Here is a 16981-nt window from a genome sequence, read left to right on the forward strand (position 1 = left end):
GTTACCGCTACGGCTAACCCGGGAGGAGAGAGAAGCAAGCACCATTGACGCACCATTGTTTTGACTCCTAGTTTTTCTGTGGACAGGGGGCAAGAATTCCCCCGCGCCCCCGGGAAATTGATTCCTCGGCGGATAGCTGCCATTTGCTTGAGAATCCCCGGCAAAGATACCGGGGTTTTGATGCCCCGATCGCATGTCCGGGGAATGAACCGAAACCATCGGGTGGGCCAGTGATGTGCCCAACTTCGTGAGGAGGGGGATCCTCGAACTTGGGAACAAGTCTGAAAAGTAGGTTGTTGTGCCGGGACGCGATCGCCTTACCCTGGAGTGGATCCGTAAAACCACGGAGTCCGAATCGCCCGCGAGTGAGCCTTCCATTTGACCCCAGCATGGCACTTGGAAAGAGCCGCCCTGGTTCGGTAAATGTCCGGAGTCCGGCGCAATTTTTCTCCACTATACTTGCCCTTTCAGCCAACGTCAATACCATTTGACTTCTGTTAAAAAATTTTTTCAAACCGATGACATTTCCTTAGGAGTGTGGTAAGTTAGGTGATAACTGGGTTTCCCTGGGAACTCCAGGCGATCGCTGTTGGCAATCTAGACTAAACCCCCTTAAAAGTTCTTCCATCAAACAAACCAATGGGTAACATTAAACGTCGTCACTTTCTCCAAGGAGCGGGGGCCGCCCTCGCCGCCTTGGGATGGGACCACATCGGGATTCAGCGTCAAGGGTTGAGTTACGCAAAAGTGTTAGCGCAGGATACGCCGCGCAAGCTAGCTTTACTGGTGGGTATCAATGACTATTCCGCTGCAAATATTACCCCATTGCGGGGCTGCATGACAGACGTTCACTTACAGCGAGAATTGTTAATCCATCGGTTTGGTTTTCATCCACAAGATATTGTTTCAGTAACCGATGATACGGAAATCAAACCCACTCGGGCTGGCATTCTCGAAGCGGTAGAAAACCATTTAATCAAACAAGCAAAACCCGGAGATGTGGTGGTGTTTCATTTCTCCGGACATGGTTCGCAAGTGGTGAATCCATACAATCGGTCCGGGAATGTCCGAGAAAAGCTAAATAGCACCTTTGTGCCCAGCGATCGCACCAGTCAGGTCAACAACCAACAGCCCACGGTTTCCGATATCATGGGAGCTACATTATTCCTGTGGATGTCAGCGATAAATACAGAGCAAATAACCACCGTATTAGATAGCTGTCATTCCGGAGGCGGGAAACGGGGAAACTTAACGATTCGCGCGTTACAAGGAGGCGAATATCCCAGTGAAGAAGAAATCGCCTATCATCAGCAGTGGATTTCGCAATTGGAACTATCTCGAGACACATTTATTCAGGCAAGAGAGCGCGGCGTAGCGAAAGGGGTCGTTATCGCATCGGCTGGGGCGCATCAACTGGCAGCAGATGCACCGTTTGACGGATTTTTTGCCGGGGCATTTACGTATTTGCTCACCCAATATTTGTGGCAGCACACCGGCGATCGCGCGGTAAAAACCGTGTTAGCAAATGTAGCCCGTAGCACTACCCGTCTCTCTTCTACGCAACAAATTCCGGAAATGGAAGTCAAACCGGGAAGCAATCATGGCGATCGCCCCAGTTATTTCCTCGAAGCTCAATCATTACCCGCCGAAGCGGTGATTAATTCCGTAGAAGGCGACGATCGCTTCCAATTGTGGTTGGGAGGCATCGATCCGCACTCATTTGCTGCCTTCGATCGCACTGCGGTATTTGCAGTAGCCGAAGGGTCGGGAGAGGTACAAATCGAATCGCGCCAGGGATTATTCGCACGCGCCAAAGCGATCGCACCTTCCCCAAATTTGCAACCCGGCACCCTGTTACAGGAAAAAATCAGAGCGATTCCGGCCAACCTCACATTAAAAATTGGCTTGGATGAGTCCTTGGGCGAAGACAGGGAAACCGCAAAGGCGGCGATCGCCCAACTGGACCGCATCGAACCCCTGGCTTTAGGTCAAACCCAAGTGCATTATATTTTCGGACGGATGACCGAGGCATTGCAAGCACAATTGCAGCAATCGGGGGTAGCCGAAATTCCCCCGGTGGGCAGTGTGGGATTATACGGTGCCGGTTTAGACGCGATTCCCGGTTCCTTTGGCGAGGCGGGAGAACCCGTCGCCGAAGCTTGCGATCGCCTAAAGGCGAAGTTTCGCGCCTTGTTAGCCGCGCGAATTGTCAAATTAACCTTAAATGCCGAATCCTCTCGATTGAACGTCTCCGCTGCCCTGAAAGTGGTGCAAGGCACCCAGACGGAATTTGCCGCCACTGCCTTTACGCCGCGCAGCCTCCGCAATCTATCACAAAGTGAGAAAACGGCAGCTAACCCCCCTTCCGGCACCATTGCCACCGTGGCAGGCATCCCCCAACTGCCCATCGGCACCCAGGTTCAATGCGAAATCGCCAATGGAGAAAATCGAGACTTATACGTTACATTGTTAGTGGTGACGACTACTGGGGAATTAGTGGTGGTGTTTCCGAATAGTTGGACCGCCGGCATTGATGCAGCGATCGTGAAAGCAGGAGAGACGCGCACCATCCCAGACCGCGATCGCGATGCCTTTCAGCTCACAGTAGGCGGTCCCGGGGGCAGTGCAGAAGTGTTAGCGATCGCCACCTTAGCGCCATTACGAGACTCCCTGCAACAACTGCAAGCGATCGCTGCCGCCAGAGGCACCCGCGAAGGCGCTTTAGTCCTCGAAGAAGAATCGGTAAACGCCGTAGATGGACTGCTGACGGATCTCGATCGCGCCGTTCGCAGCACCCGCAACCTCGAAGAAGAATCGGTAAACGCCGTAGATGGACTGCTGACGGATCTCGATCTCGCCGTTCGCAGCACCCGCAACCTCATCGCCTCCTTCGACCCGCGATCGCGCGTTGCCGGAACCGAACAACTAGCCTCCCTGTCGATTACCTACGCAGTGGTTTAACAGTGGTGTCGTGCAACCCATGTTAACATCAACAGGACTGACGCACCACCTTCACCGGTAGGGTGGGCAAGTTTTTGCCCACCCTACAAATAGCTAAATACTACCTCTTACCTTCCTAACTGCCCATGATTTCATCCCGTTGGTCGATCGGACTTGCCACCCTCCTGTGCCTGACCCTTCCCCTGGGAGAGGTGCGGGCAAATCCCAGCACCTCCGAGACAAATATTTGTCCCCCGAGTTTGGGTTCCCCCGCCCTCGATCGCGTGCAAATCCATACCATAGCCCAGGGCGAAACCCTCGAGGCGATCGCGCAACAGTACAACCTCAAACCCGCCACCATCATTGGCATGAATCCCATCCTGCAAACGGGACAATTCCCCGTGGGCACTCAGATTCGCATTCCCCCGTTTGATGGCATAGAAGTCAGAGTAGAACCGGGACAAACCTGGAGTGACTTAGCAGCCATTTACCAAGTGCCAGGGGCAGCAATTTTCGACAATAACGGCTGTTTGCTCTCGCCGCCGGAAGTCGTCTTCATCCCCGGCGTCATGTGGTCCGAGGATGGTTCTAGCGGGGGTCGGATCCCGGTTGCGCCGGCGGGCAGTCAGTCTCCGACCCCGGAAATCGAAGGCTATCCCTTAGCGGTTCGCGGAGAAATGATTTTAGGGTATGGCAACACCCGCCAGGAACCCCAGACGGGACAACTGACCTTTCACAGCGGGATTGATTTCAAAGCGCCGATTGGCACTGCAGTATTGGCAACCGATGATGGGGTAGTTGCCTTTGCCGGCGATCGCGGGGCCTATGGCAATCTAGTAGTTATCAACCATGCCAACGGCAAACAAACCCGCTACGCCCATCTGGGCATTTTAACCGTAATGACGGGAGAGCAAGTGCAGCGCGCTCAGCAAATTGGCACCCTGGGATACTCCGGAAATCCCGACAGCAACGAACCGCATTTGCACTTTGAAGTGCGATCGTCTACCCAGGAAGGATGGGTCGCACAAAATCCCGAACCCTATTTGCGATCGCAAATCCTCACACCGTGAATCCCCCAACTCGGCAAAATATAAAAACAGGAGAGGGTAAAGTGCCAAGGCGAAACCATCCGCTTTCACCTGGGCACGCTTCTCCCTTCTCCTGCATCATGTGCCGATAAAAAGGCCGATTTCAATTAAGTTTCAGCCATTTCCTTTTTCGGTTCTGAGGGGAAGAGTTCCTCTTCCGGCAGACCCAGAATGTTCCCGTACATTTTGACGTATTCTTTCGCCGAGTTCACCCAGCTAAAGTTTTGCGCCATGCCGCGCTGTTGCAATTGTTCCCAGCGGTCTTTGAAACGATAGCCTTCCCAAGCGCGCACCATGCAGGTGTACAAATCTAACGGTTCATAGCGATCGAAACAGTACCCGGTACCGCTTTCGTTCATCGGGTCGTGATGAGACACCGTATCCACCAGACCTCCCGTGCGGCGCACGATCGGTACGCATCCATAGCGCATGGCCAGCATTTGGCTGATACCGCAAGGCTCAAAGCGACTGGGCATCAAGAAAGCATCGCTGCCGGCATAGATGCGGCGGGCGAGAGAGTCGTTATAGAGTAAATACGTGGCCATGCGACCCGGGTAACGAGTTGCCAGTTGCCACATTTGGGTTTCGTAGTAGCGATCGCCGGTCCCGAGCAAAATGAACTGAGCATCTGTATAAGCCAAAAAGCGATCGAGGATCTGCAACGTAATATCCAAACCCTTTTGTTCCACTAACCGCGTTACCATGCCGACTAAAAAGGCACCCTTATTCACCTCCAAACCGACTTCTTCTTGTAACGCAATTTTGTTGGCTTCCCGTTTATCCAGGGACTTGGCCGCGAAATTTTGCGCCAGACGGTTATCTGTTTCCGGATTATAGGAATCGAGATCGATGCCATTGACAATTCCCACTAATTTTTCACTGATAAACGACATCAACCCTTCCAGGGTTTCGCCGTAATTAGCGGTTTGAATTTGTTTGGAATAGGTAGGAGAAACGGTATTGACGCGATCGGCGTATTGCACCGCCGCCGCCATTGTGTTGTGACCCTGCATGTACCAGGGGCACCAGGTCATCTGTTCCAAACGCCAACGCCACGGCCCTTGATAGGCCAAATTGTGAATGGTGAATACCGTGCTAATATCGGGAGATTGGTGCATCCACACCGGAATCATCCCCGTGTGCCAGTCATGGCAATGGATAATCTCCGGTTTCCAATAGTTCCAGGCAAATTCTGCCGCACCATTGGCAAATAAGGTGAAGCGCCAGTCTTCATCCTCTCCGGCATAGATGCGGCGCGGGAGAAACGAGGGATGGCCAAACAGGTACAAGGGCACTTCGGTTCCAGGTAGCATGGTTTCGTAAATGTCGAAACTCTGGAACATCGCATATCCCTGCCAAATAGGGTCGCTCGGCACTTCCATTTTGTCAGGTAAGAAACCATAGTAAGGCATGAAGATGCGGACGTCATGCCCCATCTGTCGCAGCACTTTTGGCAGTGCGCCGACTACATCACCCATTCCGCCAACTTTTGCAATTGGAGCCGCTTCTGCGGCGACAAATAGAATTCGCATCTTGTTTTCAGCGTTCCCTGAAATCTTCACGTACCGCCATCATAACTGGAGGGGTGACATGACGAGCGCGATCGCCGCTTTGAATCTGGGGCAATGCAACCTCGGTACCGACGGTCCCAACCCGTGGCGATGCCGCATAATTTTAGGGACAAGGCATTATTGCCTTGTCCCGAGAAGATTTGCGATCGCCGGTTGATAAAGTTGGGATTCGATCGCCCATTAATTCTATGTTGTCCGATTAATGAGGGGTTTTGAGCAAATCCACCACTTCTTGCAACAGGGCGATCGCCTGTTCGAGTTTGCCTGCAATCTCTACCTGCGGTGCCCGCGACACCTCCCGGATGGGGGGTGCTTCGGCGACGGATTCGAGGCTCAATTGCTCGATGCAATGCAACAAATCGCGATCGCGACGCAACCATCCTTGCAAAAATATCTCTTGGCTGGGATTGGCTTTCACTCGCTGCTGGCGATATGCCATTCGCCCATGACAATATCGCTTCGCCGTTTCCAGATTGTTCTGTTTTGCCAACGCCGCTTGGGTTTGCGGCCCAAAGTCCCCATCCACGGTGACGCCAAGGGCTTCTTGCAAAAACTCAATGCTGCCTCTAACGTGAAAATTTACCGCCGTATCGAATTGAACCACGCTTAAGGGCAAGCACATGACCTCGGCGTGGCAACGCTGCCAATAATAGCGGTAATAAATGTCTTCCAGTTCGCTTTCGGTCATTTGGCTGACGAACTGTTCCGGTAAGCCTTGGTGGCGGCGATAGGTATCGTAGGTGGCTTGACTAATTCCGCGATCGACCTTTCCGGCGAGGTCTTCTGGGTGTCCGCTTCCTCCTTCCCATTTGAGGGTGAATTGCAGGGCGGTTTTAAATGGATCCACTGAATGGGTCATAATCGAAATTTGGACTTGCAATTTGCAATGGTGGTAGAGACGCGAAATCTCGCGTCTCTATTCCCAAAATTCAGCGGATGTGGAGGCTGACCCGCAAAACCACCCAAATCGCTTCCTCTACAGCGATCGCTTTTCCCGATCCGGGCAAACCGATTTGGGGGGCGCGCCGAACCAACCCAGAATTAACTGCGCTGGATTTGCTCGAAGATTTCGTCGAGAATTTCTTGGGCACCCATTTCCCGCAATTTCTCCGCCAGTTGGATCCCTAGGTGTTGGGCTTGGTCTGGGGTGCCGCTGATGGCGTCTTTAATTAGTCGCTTGCCATCGAGACTGGCGACCATGCCGGTTAAGGTCAGCCGATCGCCTTCAATTTTGGTATTTACTCCAATTGGCACTTGACAACCGCCTTCAAGTGTGTTAAGAAACGCCCGCTCGGCATAGCAGCGTTGCGCGGTTTCCCGGTGTTCGAGGGCTTTGAGCAGGTCGAGGATTTCCGCATCGTCGGTCCGACACTCAATCCCTAGGGCACCTTGCCCCACGGCATGCAGGGAAATTTCCGGGGGAATGACTTGGTGAATGCGATCGCTCATTCCCAGTCTGGTTAACCCGGCGACGGCTAAAACAATCGCATCGTACTGTCCTTCGTCTAGTTTCGCCAGTCTCGTATTCAAGTTGCCCCGGATATCTTTAAATTCTAAATGGGGGAAGTGATACCGAAGCTGGGCCAGTCGTCGCAGGGAGGAGGTTCCTACCACCGATCCCGGCGATAGGGTCTCGAGCTGTTTGTCTTTGTGCTTCTCATGCACCACTAGGGCATCCGCCGGATTCTCCCGTTCGGTGACGCATCCTAACATTAATCCTTCGGGTAGGTTGGTGGGCAGGTCTTTCAGGGAATGCACCGCTAAGTCGGTTTCGTGCTGCAGCATTCCCACTTCCAGCTCTTTGGTAAATAGCCCTTTATCCCCAATTTTGGCTAAGGCAACATCGAGGATTTTGTCGCCTTGCGTACTCATGGTGTGGACTTCAAAGCGGCGATCGGGAAAATGCTTTTGCAGTTGCTCTTGCACCCAGTGGGTCTGCACTAGGGCGAGTTGGCTTTTGCGTGAACCAATGCGAACGGTGCGCGGCGGGCTGGAAACGGTTGAGGTCATAATGATGTCGCGTGGTTTATGCTGATAGGTTAACCATGTCTAGACTACCGCAGGGGGAACTCAATTCTCTCTTTTGGCCGATCGCTTTTCCTCAACAAAAGGGCGATCGCTCCTCTCCTCCTTCCCCGGTTTCGCGATCGCTCTGGGCTATCCTCCTAACACTCCGCCTCTGCTGCTGTGTCCTGTTTCCCTCTACCCCCCCCATCTCTCCCTCCCTTTCTTTTCCTGTGGCTTCATCTGTTGTGACAATCGGCGATCGCTATGGCTGGCATGGCCTTTTTCTTCCTCTTCCTTTCCCTCAACTCCTAAAGAAATATGCATCTAGATAGAGTGAATTATTCTGCAGGTTCGCTACAATAGTCCCCAAGATAGACTCAAGGTAAAATTTAACCAAGTCGGTATTTTTTAACCCCTCTCAAATCCAGCTACCCCTATCTTTTCAGCTTTTCGGGTGGCTGCTTTTTAAATCAAATATTCTTTTAGGGTAAAATATTCTATCACCGGATAGATAATTTAACTGACTATTTCCTGTATCATAACTAACTAAAGCAGCAACTTTTTGCACTGAACTCTATAAACAATCATTTTATTTCTCCGATTCAAACCCCCCATTTAATCGGATTTTCAGGAAATCACCCCATCTAAAAGAAGAGGAGAAAATGGATATTTAAGAGTGCAAATATATACGGAGATAGATATCATTCTGGAAAAATATGAGCTAGATTAACACTAGCCGAAAAACGCAGGAGAAGGAGAGGAGAAAAATTATTATGCGAAGAATAGCTATCATCGGTTCTAGCGGCTCTGGAAAATCTACCCTAGGTCGGCAGCTTTCCGATCTATTAAATGTGGATCTGATTCACTTCGATCGTCTGTGCTGGAAACCCGATTGGGTGCCCACCAGTAACGCCGAACGACAACAACAGTTAGATCGTTATTTGCAAAAAGAACGTTGGATTATTGAAGGCGACGGCGATCGCGCGAATCCGAATCTTATCTACGATCGCCGTTTTGCCCATGCAGATACCATCGTCTGGTTGGATTTTCCCCGCCATACTTGTTTCTGGCAAATTGTCCAAAAATACTTGAACGATTCCGGCGATCGCCAGGATCTACCCGCCGGATGTCAGCCCAATATTTTCCACAAAGGTTTTCTTAACTTTCTCAAGCAGCTGTGGAACTATCCCCAACGCGATCGTCAGATAGTTGGTGAAAAAATCCAGCGTTATTGGCCAGAAAAACGAGTGTTTATTCTCCGCAGACCCACAGAAGTGAAAGACTTTATCCACGCGATCGCCCGCGTTAATTTTCTATCTACGTCGGCAGTGTCCCCCAAGGTTTCCAAAACAAAGCCTACAATCTCTAAGCTAATTAGCATCCCCGCCACTAGCTAATTTTCTTCAATCGCATTGATGTAAGCAACTCCTTGTCCGCTCATCGTTTAGAACAATTAACTCCACTTTAATTAGGTCAAAACCACCTGTAGCTTACTTTCTCCAAGTTAGGGAATCGAATTGCTCGATAAAAAGCAATTTTCGGCTAACTTGGAAAATTTTAATGGCAGAAAAATTATCGGTAAAAATTATCAGCAATTATGCAAAATAATTTGCAGGTTTTAACTCGTTAACTCGTTCCCAGGCTCCCGCCTGGGAACGAGTTAACGAGGCTCCGCGTCCGCCCAATAATTGAGAATGGAGAATTGGCATCCTTGCGCCGGAGGGAGGGTGGATCGATCGCGATGGGCGGGGGGGTGAAAAAGCGATCGGCTGTTGACAGGAGGATTGACCTCAGTTTGAACCCTCCACCCTACAATATTCTAGTTGTGTCAAATTGAGGTGCGGAGGAAACGAACGTGGATTATCGCGAACTGGTGGATCGCTACAACCAAGGAGAGAGAGACTTTCGGGGCGTGGATCTCGAAGGAGGGGACTTGGTGGAAATCACCCTCTATAGAGCGATGCTGAATAATGCATGCTTGAGGAAAGTCTATATGGGGCGGGCGGATCTGCGCGCCGTAGATCTGCGAAATGCGGACCTGAGTGGGGCGCAGATGAATGGAGCCTCGTTGGTGGGTGCAGACTTACGAGGAGCCAATCTCAGTGGGGCTTCTCTACGAGAGGCAGATTTGTACCGGGTGAACTTGAGTAATGCCAATCTCAGTGGGGCAGATTTGCATGAGGCAGATTTGCGCGAAACCTCTTTGCAGCAAGCGAATTTGCACGAAGCGGTGATCAGTGAAGCAGATTTGCGACAGTCTTCTTTGAGTGGGGCGAACCTCAAGGGTGCCGATTTGCGCGAAAGCAATCTTTATCAAGCCTCTTTCTATCAAGCTTGCTTGCACGAAGCGGATCTGCGCGATACGATTTTGACCTATTGCAACCTGCATGGTGCCACGATGCCCGATGGCACGATCCATGAGTAGTTAATTGCGCCTCGGATTGGCTCACAAGTGCGATCGCGCGATCGCACTTTCCGCCCTAGGGCGCGCTGTGGGGGGTCGATCCCGAGGCGATCGCCACCCTAGCCAATCCCCAGGGTCTATTCGATTAGGCTTCGGGTTCCTTTCCTGGCTGGAATTCTATCAGTTTTACATCGATTTCCGAGACGGTGCCGTGATGCAGGTATTGATAGCGACTCATGCCCACACCGGGAATAAAGTCTACCACTACGCGATCGGGGGCGGTGCGATAGGTGAACCGATATTGCGTTTTACTTCCGGAGGCGATTCTCTTGGCTTTTAATCCCACGAGTTCCTGTTGTTCCACATTCCAGCGATACGCACCATCTAAGCGCGTTAGCTGTGATGTCGGCCCAAACACTTGTCCGTCACGTAGGGGCGATTCGAGAAATAGTTCCGATTCTTCCAGTAAGTTGGCTAGGAAATCTCCCTCATCTTTCAGGCGCGTCAGTACCTCTGGAACGCGATCTCCCATCACTAAATAATACTTCCCCGGGTTCACTTCCACGATTAGATAATCCCCCCGCTGTTTGCCTTCCCTATACCACACTAAATCCGCCGGATGTCCTTTAATAACCGCTACGTTCAAATGTCCGCGTTGAAAGTTCTCGATGACTTCCATTCTCCAGGTTATCTTTTTTTCCTCGAGGTCTGCGGAGTTTTCTTCGGTCCATTTCGTCACGCCTTCGTAGAGCCAATAGGTGCCCTCGGACAGGGGCAATGCTATTTTATTGGCGGCAGTTTCTTGTGCCACAATTGTCTCTTTTGGCAACTGGATTGCCACCCGAACGCCTGACAAAATTACGGCGATGGTAATTACTGTAATAAACCACTGATGTTTCATTTTTGTAAAACTTAAAATCAAAAAATCACAGATGGGGAACGAATCGAACAAAAATTTATCCACAAGGTGGCGTCGGTCATTTATCCTCCCGGAATGACCCTCCCTCCGGACAAGATGAGGCCAATATAAACCGCTATTCGTTCTGCTAAAATTATTAGATAAATTATGAATCCTTGCTCATCGTTTTCTCCAGGACAATTCCCGGAATGAGGGGGCAATTCCTAAATTGCCCCGAACTCGGAAAGGCGATCGCGCGATCGCCTTAGCAGAGTGGTTAAGCGGCGGTTAATTCAGAGGCGGTTTCTTCAGTTTCCTCCATGTCTGTAGGTGCCCCATCGCGCACCAAGGAAGCTTGCGGTTTGCCTTGCATGAAACTACCTACCATCGCTAACATGGCATTCACTTTGCGCTCGCGCCACCGATCCACTACGCGATCGACTTCAGGCGGTGATAAGCGTCGCTGCAGCGCTTCGTACAAATACGCCGCATGACCGATTTCATCGTTGGCGATCGCGAGCATTCCTTTCTTCAAATTCGCACTGTGCGCCTCGTCTTCGGGCAACGCATTTGCCATTGATGCAAAATCTCGACTGGCATCCCGTTCCAAAATATAGGTGCTGCCCATAAATACAATCCAATCTATCGCTTCGGGTTTCAATTGCGCCGATTCATATCCCTCAAAAAATGCCGCAAAAAACGGACTGCGCCGATCGGATTTTTTCCCGTCTTTCTCGCTTTTGTTTTTCCGCATACTCTGGATATCGATCGCTTGTTTGTTAAGCTGTTTGAGCGCATGAGCGAAAATTTGACCGTGCCGCCGTTCGTCCGCTGCATGGCGATCGAGTTTCTCGGCTAACCATTCATCTCCCTCTTTTGCCGCTCTGTCTCTCAATGCTTCCAGAAAAGGCACCGATCCAGATTCGGCTAATTGAAACCCAGCAAGGGTATTGGGTCGCGTCAGCGGATCGCGAATGTTTCGCGCAGTAATATAAGCAACTGCACCGGAACTGACAAGATGGAGTACGTGAGTCCAGACGTTCATGGGCAATACTTTTCTAGATGAGTTGGGTCTATTCTGGTGATTTTAATGCATTTTTCTTGATTCGGTTTGATGGGTCTGATACATTTCGCCAAAATTTATGCCCTTGAAGGGCAATCAGCGGGATTAAGCGATCGCCCCGTTAAACCTCGCGGGTTAATTATTAAGCCCAACTCCACTTCCGGTTGCCCGATTCTTGCTTTCTCGTTTCGCCTTGGCTGATTTTTTCAGCCAAATAAACTCGCGGGCCAATCGCCAATTTATGGGAAAAATGGCAGGGAATCCCCCAGGGGCGATGGCGCAATGGCGCAGTTGCGATCGCGCAGTGTGAAAATAAATCCCCCCTCCACGGACGAAGAGCGGATAAAATTAAACTAACCATAGCGCCTGAATGGTGAAAATCTGCTTCGCCCGAAAGGTGACTTTGGCGGCTAATCCCAAATCTGTTAGTTGCAACAGAAGGATAAATAATGAAACTTAAACTCCTAGCGCCAGCAGCGGTGCTGACTACTTTTTGCTTTGCCATGCCGACAAGTGCGGAAAACGTGCAACAGATTCAACAGTTGCTCTCTACCAAGGAATGTGGCGGATGCGATTTGAGTAACGCCGGGTTGGTGAGGGCCAATCTCTCCAACGCCCAACTGGGTGAGGCAAATTTGATGCGGGCCAATCTCAGTCGCGCCCAACTGATGGGGGCGGATCTGCGCGGGGCGGATCTGCGCGGGGCGTCTTTGTTTGGGGCAAATTTGATGGGGGCGGATCTCAGCGGGGCGGATCTGCGCGGGGCGGATCTGCGCGAAGCGTATTTAGTGGATGTGAATTTGACTGATGCCCAAATTGAGGGGGCAAATTTGCAAGATGCGATCGGTACTCCCGCTACTGTCATGGATGTGGCAGATGTTTATAACTGGGGCGTCAGAGCAGCACAGCAGAAAAATTTGGACGAAGCGATCGCCTATTTTAACCAAGCTTTAAGCCTGGATCCGGAATTCGCACCCGCCTATCTGGCACGCAGCATTGTCCGCGCCCAAAAATCCGATCTCCCAGGGGCGCGCGGCGATGCAGAAATTGCCTTAGAACTGTTTGCGATTCAAAATAATCCCCAAGCGTTTGAAGCGACTCAACAATTAATCGCTCAAATCGATGCGGCTCAAAATCCCGACTCTGGTAACAATGGCGGCGGCGGTTTTATGCGATTCGTCGGCTCGATGGGGGCGCTGCTCCTGCGCTTGATGTTATGATTCCCCTCTTGGCAATTGAATTGGCATGGGAGTTCGAGTGTTAAGCGCAAAGGGGGGCGCACCCCTGGGGACTCGCGCCCCCTCCCCGCGCTCTTCACGCCAGTTGCGATCGCGATCGCCGAGTGTTTGGGCAAATATCACATGTCGGTTGCGATCGCGATCGCTTCCTCTGCGCCCTATATCGGGGATTCTACAGATATAGAATTTTAATCCTCTGGGTACTTTCAGGGATGGTGAGGGGCGATGTTAGAAAAACTCATTTTATCGGCAACAATTACCTTTGTCCTTAATTTCTTTGTCAGCACGAATCAACCCCCCGGACCCGGGATGCATCAGGGGGTCGAACTCCCGCAACCGGAATCGGCGATCGCGCGTTTCCAAAAATAATCCATTTTGTTGAAATTTCTGTTAACTGGTTCCCCCCCATGAGCGGGGAACCAGTTCAATGAAAACCTGCCAATTATTTTTCCTAAGTGATTACCAGTTGATTTTAACACAAAAACCCAAGCGTTTCAAGAGTGGCGCAGAGCATTTCCGAGAAATTTTTCCGCGCTGATTGCATTGATTCCGCAGGGGGAACGGAAACGGCTCTTCGCCACTGTTGTGGATGAGTAAAATTAAGTAGCAATTGGTTCTTTTTTGGTTTCTTCACTAATAATCGATTGCGGGACGCGAGAGGCAATTGGCATTCGCCAGCCGGTCCCGAAAGCGCGATCGGTGACTTTTAATCCCGGCGGGGCTTGTCGCCGTTTAAACTCGGCCCGGTTGAGGAGTTTGACGATTTTTTGTACCACGGCGGGTTCATGTCCGGCGGCGACAATTTCAGCCAGAGATTGATGTTTGTGAATCAAGCGATCGAGGATGTCATCGAGAATCTCGTAAGAGGGCAGAGAATCTTGGTCTACTTGACCCGGTTTGAGTTCGGCACTCGGGGGTTTAGTGAGGACACTTTCGGGGATAATAGTTTCGCCGGGATGGCGGGTATTGAGCCAGCGACAGAGGGCATAAACCTGGGTTTTGGGAACATCGGCGATCGCGGCTAAACCGCCACTCATATCCCCATACAAGGTGGAATATCCCACCGCCATTTCTGATTTATTCCCCGTGGAAATCAGCATATGTCCGAACTTATTGGAAATCGCCATTAATAAATTGCCCCGGATGCGCGCTTGCAGGTTTTCTTCAGTAACATCGTTAGGCAATCCTGCGAACAAATCCCCTAGGGTGCGATCGTAGGTGTCCATCAACTCGCCGATGGGTAAAGTATGGGTTTGAATGCCCAAGTTTTTGGCCAATTCTAATGCATCGTCGATAGATTGCGATGACGTATGGGGAGAAGGCATCAAAATGCCGAGTACCTTGTCTTTCCCTAAAGCAGCAGTGGCGATCGCCGCCACCAGAGAAGAATCAATCCCGCCACTTAATCCCATCACCGCTTTATCGAACCCACATTTGCAGGTATAATCCCGCACCCCCAACACCAGCGCCGACCAGATTTCTTCTTCTTGATTCAACACCGGATGTATCGGTTGGGTTTCGATTGGCTGTAAATCGCGCGTTTGTTCGTTCAGTTCCACCATGACAAAATCGGTGTCAAATGATGCCGCGCGCATCACCACTTCCCCAGACCGATTTAATGCCACGCTGTACCCATCAAAAATCAAGTCATCATTGCCCCCCACTTGGTTGACATAAATCACGGCTTTTTGATAGCGTAGGGCAACGTGACGGAGCATTTCTTCTCTGAGGTTTTGTTTGCCCACGGTGTAGGGAGAGGCGGACAAGTTGAAAATCAAATCCACGCCTTCTTCGGCAAGGTCGGAAATCGGATTGCAGGAGTAATGTCTTTTCCCCCAAAAGCGATCGTCATTCCACAAGTCTTCGCAAATTGTGACGCCAATGCGAATCGGATTGGTTTTCTCTTCCGAACCGTCCTCATCCAGAATATCCGTCAGGGAAAAAAAGTTGCTCAACGAGGCAGAATCAAAATAGCGATTTTCGTCAAATACATCGTAGGTAGGCAACAAGCGTTTGTGAAAAAAATGTTTGATTTTGCCGTTTTTTAGGAAGGCGATGCTATTATATAATGGCTTGCCCCCGGTGGTGTCGGCAAGGGCATTGACCTGTACCGTTCCCACTAAAACCGGCAGTTCGCTGGGTAATTGTTCTGCTAGTTTTTTTAACTGGATGACCATTGCTTCGATAAAACTCGGTCGCAACAGTAAATCTCTGGGGGGATAGCCACAAAGGGATAGTTCGGGGGTGAGCATCAGGTGCGCGCCTGCATCGGCAGCTTGTTTGGCCGCTGCAAGGATTTTTTCTGAGTTTCCCAGCAGGTCTCCGATGGTGGGATTGAGTTGCGCGATCGCAATTTTCATCAGGTTTTCTCCTATAAATATAAGGGTAAATGGAACGGAATTTATCTTCAGTTAGCCCGGGTCAAATAAACACTAGCGGTTTATCTTTTAAAGGGGCAAAGGCTTCAGCATCGAAGCGATAGAGAGTGGCGGGACGTCCTGCGCCGCGCGAAACTTTCAGCCCCGTATCGGCCAAAAACCCCAGTTTGAGAATTCTCGCCCGAAAATTAGAATAATCGGAGAAATTTTCGCCTAAAACTGTAGTATAAAGCTGATAAAGGTCGCTTAAGGTAAACACTTCTGGCAAGACTTCAAAGGCAACGGGACTGTATTCGAGCTTGTTTCGCAGTCGTTGATGACCGTATTTTAAGATTTCGTTGTGGTCGAATGCCAGTTGCGGCACTTCATCGAGAGGATACCAGGCAATTCCGCGCACGCCGCAACTGATTAATTGCGCTTCCTCAAATCGGACTAAGGCAAAATAACTCACCGACAAATAGCGACAGGGAGGAGATTCGCTGAATTCGCGCGGGTCGCGACCTGGGCCGCCGAAGGTGTACAATTGCTCTAAATAGAGATTGTTGGCTTGGATTTTTTCCGATAAAATCCGATAGGCTGCTTGTTCGAGAGATTCGCCTTGACGAACCAGGGTTCCGGGCAAACACCACTGTCCCAAAAAGGGTTCGTTTTCGCGCATGACTAACAAAACCAGCAACCGATTTTGGGCTGGATCGACGGAAAAAATCGCGTTATCGACTCCCACTTTAAAATCCAAAGGGAGGCTCAAAGACGCTGACATTGGTTTAACCGGCGTCCTGATAGGCGTAGAGATGTTCTTGGTTGATATAATTTTCCACGGGCGGGGGAACGGCTTCTTTGGTTTTGGTTTGGCGATAGGCGGTGGAGGAGACATCGGGAACCTCGAGAGGGGCGATCGCCACCTGCGCGCCCATGTCTTTCAGGGTTTGCAAGGCGTCTGGGGAAATCTCCGCACCAGGACGGGGCACCACCAGCAGTTGCACTTGTTGTAATAAAGTTTCCACGTTATACCACTGGGGTAACTGTTCGATCAAGTCGGAACCAATGACCAGGTGCAGTTCAGCATCGGGCCATTTTTGCCGCGCCACTTTCACGGTTTCTAGAGTTCTCGGATGACTCAATTCGGGATAAAAGTTGATATTCTCGGATTGGGAGACGCTTTCTCCCACCAACAACCGCAACATCTGCGATCGATGGTCCAGGGGGGTCTGATGAGATTTAAAGGGATTGTCCGAGGTCCAAACCGCCACGCGATCGAAGTGTTGGGAGAGCCATTTAATAATCACTTGGTGCGCTTTGGTCGGCGGATCGGCACTGGTTCCAAATAAAGCAATTGAAGTCATAGGATAGGTACGGGGTTGATTGCAGCAGAATTGAAAGTGTCAGGTGGATAA

Annotated in this window: 15 protein-coding genes; 7 read left to right on the forward strand and 8 right to left on the reverse strand. The window is 50.8% G+C overall.

The window, feature by feature from the left end; translation table 11 throughout:
* The first annotated feature begins 639 nt into the window (after window positions 1-639).
* Together LKK83_RS14910 and LKK83_RS14915 are read left to right on the forward strand one after the other, a co-directional pair.
* Window positions 640-2961, forward strand: coding sequence for a caspase family protein (locus LKK83_RS14910; protein ID WP_324631990.1), 2322 nt, complete (start codon window positions 640-642; stop codon window positions 2959-2961).
* A gap of 125 nt (window positions 2962-3086) precedes the next feature.
* Window positions 3087-4010, forward strand: coding sequence for a M23 family metallopeptidase (locus LKK83_RS14915; RefSeq protein ID WP_324631991.1), 924 nt, complete (start codon window positions 3087-3089; stop codon window positions 4008-4010).
* A 125-nt stretch (window positions 4011-4135) separates the two neighbouring features.
* Here LKK83_RS14915 and glgA read toward each other — a convergent pair whose 3' ends face one another.
* From glgA to hemC, 3 genes are all read right to left on the reverse strand, one after another.
* A complete protein-coding gene (gene glgA, locus LKK83_RS14920; protein WP_324631992.1) occupies window positions 4136-5560 on the reverse strand; it encodes a glycogen synthase GlgA in 1425 nt (474 codons plus the stop codon).
* A 238-nt stretch (window positions 5561-5798) separates the two neighbouring features.
* Window positions 5799-6458, reverse strand: coding sequence for a glycoside hydrolase family 108 protein (locus tag LKK83_RS14925; protein WP_324631993.1), 660 nt, complete (start codon window positions 6456-6458; stop codon window positions 5799-5801).
* Between the two features lie 182 nt (window positions 6459-6640).
* A complete protein-coding gene (gene hemC / locus LKK83_RS14930) occupies window positions 6641-7609 on the reverse strand; it encodes a hydroxymethylbilane synthase (RefSeq protein WP_324631994.1) in 969 nt (322 codons plus the stop codon).
* 770 nt (window positions 7610-8379) lie between these two features.
* Between hemC and LKK83_RS14935 the strand changes: the two genes are divergently transcribed.
* Together LKK83_RS14935 and LKK83_RS14940 are read left to right on the forward strand one after the other, a co-directional pair.
* Window positions 8380-9003 carry a hypothetical protein gene (locus LKK83_RS14935; protein WP_324631995.1) on the forward strand — a complete coding sequence of 208 codons (624 nt, stop codon included), beginning with the start codon at window positions 8380-8382 and terminating at the stop codon, window positions 9001-9003.
* Between the two features lie 458 nt (window positions 9004-9461).
* Window positions 9462-10031, forward strand: coding sequence for a pentapeptide repeat-containing protein (locus LKK83_RS14940; protein WP_324631996.1), 570 nt, complete (start codon window positions 9462-9464; stop codon window positions 10029-10031).
* 124 nt (window positions 10032-10155) lie between these two features.
* On the opposite strand, the gene LKK83_RS14945 is transcribed toward LKK83_RS14940, so the two are convergent.
* Window positions 10156-10911: a hypothetical protein gene (locus tag LKK83_RS14945; protein ID WP_324631997.1), complete on the reverse strand. Its 756-nt coding sequence runs from the start codon at window positions 10909-10911 to the stop codon at window positions 10156-10158.
* A gap of 274 nt (window positions 10912-11185) precedes the next feature.
* Window positions 11186-11953, reverse strand: coding sequence for a ferritin-like domain-containing protein (locus LKK83_RS14950; protein WP_324631998.1), 768 nt, complete (start codon window positions 11951-11953; stop codon window positions 11186-11188).
* Between the two features lie 467 nt (window positions 11954-12420).
* Between LKK83_RS14950 and LKK83_RS14955 the strand changes: the two genes are divergently transcribed.
* Genes LKK83_RS14955 through LKK83_RS14965 form a run of 3 tightly spaced genes read left to right on the forward strand, consistent with a single transcriptional unit; the run spans window position 12421 to window position 13578 of the window.
* The gene (locus LKK83_RS14955) at window positions 12421-13191 is read left to right on the forward strand and encodes a pentapeptide repeat-containing protein (RefSeq protein WP_324631999.1); all 771 of its coding nucleotides are present in this window, start codon (window positions 12421-12423) and stop codon (window positions 13189-13191) included.
* Between the two features lie 15 nt (window positions 13192-13206).
* On the forward strand, window positions 13207-13401 hold the full coding sequence (locus LKK83_RS14960) for a hypothetical protein (RefSeq protein ID WP_324632000.1): 195 nt from the start codon (window positions 13207-13209) through the stop codon (window positions 13399-13401).
* A gap of 33 nt (window positions 13402-13434) precedes the next feature.
* Window positions 13435-13578: a hypothetical protein gene (locus tag LKK83_RS14965; protein ID WP_324632001.1), complete on the forward strand. Its 144-nt coding sequence runs from the start codon at window positions 13435-13437 to the stop codon at window positions 13576-13578.
* A gap of 230 nt (window positions 13579-13808) precedes the next feature.
* Here LKK83_RS14965 and LKK83_RS14970 read toward each other — a convergent pair whose 3' ends face one another.
* From LKK83_RS14970 to LKK83_RS14980, 3 genes are all read right to left on the reverse strand, one after another.
* Complete coding sequence (locus tag LKK83_RS14970) at window positions 13809-15569, reverse strand: NAD+ synthase (protein WP_324632002.1); 1761 nt, start codon at window positions 15567-15569, stop codon at window positions 13809-13811.
* Window positions 15570-15630: 61 nt separating this feature from the next.
* Window positions 15631-16347, reverse strand: a complete 717-nt coding sequence (locus tag LKK83_RS14975) for an NUDIX hydrolase (RefSeq protein ID WP_324632003.1) — start codon at window positions 16345-16347, stop codon at window positions 15631-15633.
* A gap of 4 nt (window positions 16348-16351) precedes the next feature.
* Window positions 16352-16930, reverse strand: coding sequence for a nicotinate-nucleotide adenylyltransferase (locus LKK83_RS14980; RefSeq protein WP_324632005.1), 579 nt, complete (start codon window positions 16928-16930; stop codon window positions 16352-16354).
* Between the last annotated feature and the right edge of the window lie 51 nt (window positions 16931-16981).

The organism is Phormidium sp. CCY1219 (assembly GCF_035615515.1).
Lineage (GTDB): Bacteria > Cyanobacteriota > Cyanobacteriia > Cyanobacteriales > Laspinemataceae > CCY1219.

Coding starts and splice junctions, on each gene's coding strand:
- LKK83_RS14950 (WP_324631998.1), bottom strand. CDS start 11,953: ATGAACGTCTGGACTCACGTACTCCATCTTGTCAGTTCCGGTGCAGTT.
- hemC (WP_324631994.1), bottom strand. CDS start 7,609: ATGACCTCAACCGTTTCCAGCCCGCCGCGCACCGTTCGCATTGGTTCA.
- LKK83_RS14970 (WP_324632002.1), bottom strand. CDS start 15,569: ATGAAAATTGCGATCGCGCAACTCAATCCCACCATCGGAGACCTGCTG.
- LKK83_RS14935 (WP_324631995.1), top strand. CDS start 8,380: ATGCGAAGAATAGCTATCATCGGTTCTAGCGGCTCTGGAAAATCTACC.
- LKK83_RS14980 (WP_324632005.1), bottom strand. CDS start 16,930: ATGACTTCAATTGCTTTATTTGGAACCAGTGCCGATCCGCCGACCAAA.
- LKK83_RS14910 (WP_324631990.1), top strand. CDS start 640: ATGGGTAACATTAAACGTCGTCACTTTCTCCAAGGAGCGGGGGCCGCC.
- LKK83_RS14975 (WP_324632003.1), bottom strand. CDS start 16,347: ATGTCAGCGTCTTTGAGCCTCCCTTTGGATTTTAAAGTGGGAGTCGAT.
- LKK83_RS14955 (WP_324631999.1), top strand. CDS start 12,421: ATGAAACTTAAACTCCTAGCGCCAGCAGCGGTGCTGACTACTTTTTGC.
- LKK83_RS14965 (WP_324632001.1), top strand. CDS start 13,435: ATGTTAGAAAAACTCATTTTATCGGCAACAATTACCTTTGTCCTTAAT.
- LKK83_RS14945 (WP_324631997.1), bottom strand. CDS start 10,911: ATGAAACATCAGTGGTTTATTACAGTAATTACCATCGCCGTAATTTTG.
- LKK83_RS14915 (WP_324631991.1), top strand. CDS start 3,087: ATGATTTCATCCCGTTGGTCGATCGGACTTGCCACCCTCCTGTGCCTG.
- LKK83_RS14925 (WP_324631993.1), bottom strand. CDS start 6,458: ATGACCCATTCAGTGGATCCATTTAAAACCGCCCTGCAATTCACCCTC.
- glgA (WP_324631992.1), bottom strand. CDS start 5,560: ATGCGAATTCTATTTGTCGCCGCAGAAGCGGCTCCAATTGCAAAAGTT.